At 38.3% G+C, this 4,146-nt stretch carries 4 protein-coding genes and 1 pseudogene; 2 read left to right on the forward strand and 3 right to left on the reverse strand.

All coding sequences use genetic code 11. The features are described from left to right. Positions 1-147, forward strand: a pseudogene (locus H5072_RS21215) (RNA pseudouridine synthase); the annotation flags it as partial. Beyond that, on the forward strand, positions 148-945 hold the full coding sequence (tcdA, locus tag H5072_RS13100; RefSeq protein ID WP_002961793.1) for a tRNA cyclic N6-threonylcarbamoyladenosine(37) synthase TcdA: 798 nt from the start codon (positions 148-150) through the stop codon (positions 943-945). 6 nt (positions 946-951) lie between these two features. Here tcdA and H5072_RS13105 read toward each other — a convergent pair whose 3' ends face one another. From H5072_RS13105 to H5072_RS13115, 3 genes are all read right to left on the reverse strand, one after another. Continuing rightward, the gene (locus tag H5072_RS13105; protein WP_165723481.1) at positions 952-1,368 is read right to left on the reverse strand and encodes a SufE family protein; all 417 of its coding nucleotides are present in this window, start codon (positions 1,366-1,368) and stop codon (positions 952-954) included. Positions 1,369-1,401: 33 nt separating this feature from the next. Beyond that, the gene (locus tag H5072_RS13110; RefSeq protein WP_182693765.1) at positions 1,402-2,628 is read right to left on the reverse strand and encodes a SufS family cysteine desulfurase; all 1,227 of its coding nucleotides are present in this window, start codon (positions 2,626-2,628) and stop codon (positions 1,402-1,404) included. Positions 2,629-2,743: 115 nt separating this feature from the next. Further along, positions 2,744-4,030, reverse strand: coding sequence for a citrate synthase (locus H5072_RS13115; protein WP_002961796.1), 1,287 nt, complete (start codon positions 4,028-4,030; stop codon positions 2,744-2,746). Positions 4,031-4,146 lie beyond the last annotated feature (116 nt).

A 4,146-nucleotide genomic window follows, 5' to 3' on the forward strand; every position in this document is an offset into this window, starting at 1 on the left:
TATTTACATGCATATGCGTTAAGCTTTTTATGGCAAGGTGAACAAATACAGCTAACTTTATTACCCGATAGTGGTGATGAGTATTTGGCGTTAATTAAACATCAAGATTTTCAAGCATGGCAATCGCCATGGCAACTGGATTGGTAAATGAGCGAAAAAGTTACAGATATACGTTTTGGTGGTATTAAACGTTTATATGGTCATCAACAGTTTGATTGGCTTCAAGAAGCACATTTTTGTGTAGTAGGTATTGGTGGTGTAGGAAGCTGGACAGCAGAAGCACTTGCGCGTACTGGTGTTGGTAAAATAACACTTATAGATTTGGATGATATTTGCGCCACTAACGTAAATAGGCAAATTCATGCGTTAACGGGCACTATTGGTCAAGCTAAAGTCGATGCAATGAAAGCGCGCTGCGAGCTTATTAACCCAGAATGCCAAATTAGTGTAATAGATGACTTTATTACGCTTGATAATATTCAAGAGCATATTCAAGGTTTTGATTATGTAATTGATTGTATTGATGCAGTTAAAGAAAAAGCAGCATTAATTGCTCACTGTAAACGTAATAAACTACCTATAATTACAACTGGTGGTGCTGGCGGGCAAACAGATCCTAGCCAAATAACTTTTGGTGATGTAGCTAAAACTACGCAAGACCCATTACTTGCAAAGGTGCGCTATATTTTGCGTAAGCAATATAATTTTAGTAATAATCCTAAACGTAAGTTTAATATTGATTGTGTTTACTCAACAGAGCAATTGGTTTACCCAGGAAGCGATGGCAGCGTATGTCATGCTAAGCAAAGTGCTGATGGCACAATGAATATGGACTGTAATAATGGTTTTGGCTCTGTGACTATGATCACAGGAAGCTTTGGTTTTTTTGTTGCTGCAAAAGCGGTGCGTAAATATCTAGATAAAAAACAACGCTCACAAGCTTAGTTTTCGTTAACTAAGCTTGTGTTGTGCCATGGTTTGTATCTTATCAACCATGGCTTTAATACCATTACCACGTGATGCGCTTAAGTGGCTTATAAGGCCGAGCTTTTCAAATTCTTCATACGCATTTTTATTCACTACCTGTTCTGGTGTAAGCCCGTTGTAAAGCGCTAAAATAATGGCTAATAATCCTTTTACTATACGAGTATCAGAGTCACCTATTACAACAAGTGTATTTTCGGTTAAGTCAAATTCAACGAACATCCATACTTTGCTTTCACAGCCTGGTACAAGTGCATCATCAGTTTTCAAAACATCAGCTAAAGCCGGTAACGTTTTTCCTAAAAGCATTATCTCACGATATTTTTGCTGCCAAGCGGTCGCATTTTTTATAGATTCTGTGACTTTTTTAAACGTATTTGTCATGAGTTATCCTAATTAATTCTATTAAACTGGCGTTCAATCTAATAAAGCGATACATTTTTTAAGTGAATCAATGAATATATCTACATCTTTGTAGGTATTATAAAAAGAAAAACTCGCTCTTAACGTTCCATTAAGCCCTAAATGTGTCATTAATGGTTGCGTACAATGGTGTCCACTTCTGACTGCAACCCCATATCCGTCAAGTAAAGTTGCCAAATCATAAGGATGTTCATCTTTAAAATTAAAACAGAGTGTACCAATATTGTCAGATAGGTTGCTGAATATGGTAATGCCATCCACCTTTACCAATTTTTGTGCCGCGTAACTAAACAATTCTTGTTCATATTGCTGTATTTGCACGTGATCTAATTCATTTAAATAGTCTAATGCGGCACCAAAGCCTAAAACTCCAGAAATATTTGGTGTGCCAGTTTCAAATTTTGCAGGCGCAGGGCGATAAGTGCTATGAGTTAAGTAAACTTTATCGATCATTTCACCGCCGGATTGGTAAATATCTAGCGTATTTAGCTCTTCATATTGGCCATAAAGTACACCTAAGCCTGTTGGACCGAGCATTTTATGGCTTGAGCAAACATAAAAGTCACAGTTTAATTCACGTAAATCGGGTTTTAAATGCAGTGCACCTTGGGCTCCGTCCACTAAAACAAGCGAATTCACCTCTTTTGCAGCTACAATTAGTGGCTTTAAATCAGTGATATTACCCAGTGTGTTCGATGCTTGTGTAATAGCTAATAAGGCAGGTTTTGTTTCTTTTATAAATTCACAGCATTGTTGGGTGTTTAGCGTGCCATTATTATTTAGCGGCAGAGAGACTAATTTAGCTCCCGTCTGTTGGCTTACTAGTTGCCAAGGCACTATGTTTGCGTGATGCTCAAGCGGAGATATTATTATGGTATGACTTTCATCTAAACGCTTTTTTAAGCCGTTAGCGACCAAATTTATGGCTTCTGTAGCACCTTTAGTCCATACAATCTCTTTACTTAAGACATTGAAAAACCTTGCAGCTTTATCCCGGACTTGTTCATAAGAATAAGTGGCCTGTTCGCTAAGTGTATGGCGTCCACGGTGTACATTTGCATTTTGAGACGTATAAAACTCAGTAATTGTATCTATAACTGATTGAGGCTTTTGTGAGGTTGCTGCTGAGTCTAAATAAACAAGCGGGCAGCCGTTTATTGTTTGATTTAATGTCGGGAAGTCTTTTCTAATTTTATTTATATCAAACTTTAAAGTAGGCATAGCTCATCTACATAGTGTTTTTAAGGCAGGGATTGTAATCGGTTTATGATAATTCTCAAGTGCTGTTAATAAAAAAAGGCCGCAAAATGCGGCCTTTTAAACTAACCAGCGCTAATTAACGCTTGTCAGTTGATACGTAGTCACGTTGAGTGTAACCAGTATACATTTGGCGAGGACGGCTGATCTTATGACCAGGTTGAGATAGCATCTCATCCCAGTGAGTGATCCAACCAACAGTACGTGCCATTGCAAAAATTACAGTGAACATGCTTGTTGGAATACCAATCGCTTTTAAGATAATACCAGAGTAGAAATCTACGTTAGGGTATAGTTTCTTCTCTACAAAGTACGGGTCTTCAAGGGCAATTTGCTCAAGCTTCATAGCAATATCAAGAAGTGGATCTTGGATATTTAGCTCAGCTAAAACTTCATGACACGTTTGACGCATTACTGTAGCACGTGGGTCGAAGTTTTTGTAAACGCGGTGACCAAAGCCCATAAGGCGGAATGGGTCAGCTTTGTCTTTAGCTTTAGCAACGTATTCATCAATACGGTCCACAGAGCCAATCTCTTCTAACATGTTTAAACATGCTTCGTTAGCGCCGCCGTGAGCAGGTCCCCATAAAGAAGCAATACCAGCTGCAATACATGCATACGGGTTAGCACCTGATGAACCAGCAAGACGAACTGTTGAAGTCGATGCATTTTGCTCATGATCTGCATGAAGCATAAAGATTTTGTCCATAGCTTTAGCAGTTACAGGGTTAACTTTATATTCTTCAGCAGGTACAGAGAACATCATGTGTAAGAAGTTTTCTGCGTAGCTTAAATCGTTACGTGGGTATACAAACGGTTGGCCGATGTTTGTTTTATAAGCCATTGCAGCAATAGTTGGTAACTTAGCAACTAGCTTAACTGCACTTGTTTTACGTTGTTCTGCATCAGTAATATCAAGGTCTTCATGATAAAAAGATGATAATGCACCCACTACGCCACAAAGCATTGCCATTGGGTGAGCGTCAAATCGGAAACCTTGGAAAAAGTTAGCAATTTTCTCGTCAAGCATAGTACTTGTAGTGATTTCATTCTTAAAAACTTCGTATTGTTCTTTAGAAGGTAACTCACCATTTAAAAGTAAGTAGCAAAGCTCAATATAGTTAGAATCTTCAGCTAATTGCTCAATTGGGTAACCACGGTGAAGTAGTACACCTTTACCACCATCAATATAGGTGATTGCAGATTCACAAGAACCAGTCGACATGAAACCTGGGTCATAAGTAAAGTGACCATGTGAACCTAACGTACGTACGTCGATTACATCTTGGCCAGCAGTGCCTTGATAAATTGGAAGTTCGATTGGATCTAGTCCATCAATATGGACTGTGGCTTTTTTATCTGCCATCGCTATGTATCTCCTATTAAGATATCTATTCTGATTTTTAGATTTTAAAGTTCTGAAATCTGTTTTAAGCACATCTTCGCATTTTAACGTGAAAGAGGGGGTTAAAGTCAATTTTT

This window comes from Pseudoalteromonas sp. SR45-5 (assembly GCF_014163565.1).
Classification (GTDB): domain Bacteria; phylum Pseudomonadota; class Gammaproteobacteria; order Enterobacterales; family Alteromonadaceae; genus Pseudoalteromonas; species Pseudoalteromonas distincta.

Bases quoted from the DNA above. Each gene is read 5' to 3' on its own strand.
- H5072_RS13115 (WP_002961796.1), bottom strand. From the start codon at position 4,030: ATGGCAGATAAAAAAGCCACAGTCCATATTGATGGACTAGATCCAATC.
- H5072_RS13110 (WP_182693765.1), bottom strand. From the start codon at position 2,628: ATGCCTACTTTAAAGTTTGATATAAATAAAATTAGAAAAGACTTCCCG.
- tcdA (WP_002961793.1), top strand. From the start codon at position 148: ATGAGCGAAAAAGTTACAGATATACGTTTTGGTGGTATTAAACGTTTA.
- H5072_RS13105 (WP_165723481.1), bottom strand. From the start codon at position 1,368: ATGACAAATACGTTTAAAAAAGTCACAGAATCTATAAAAAATGCGACC.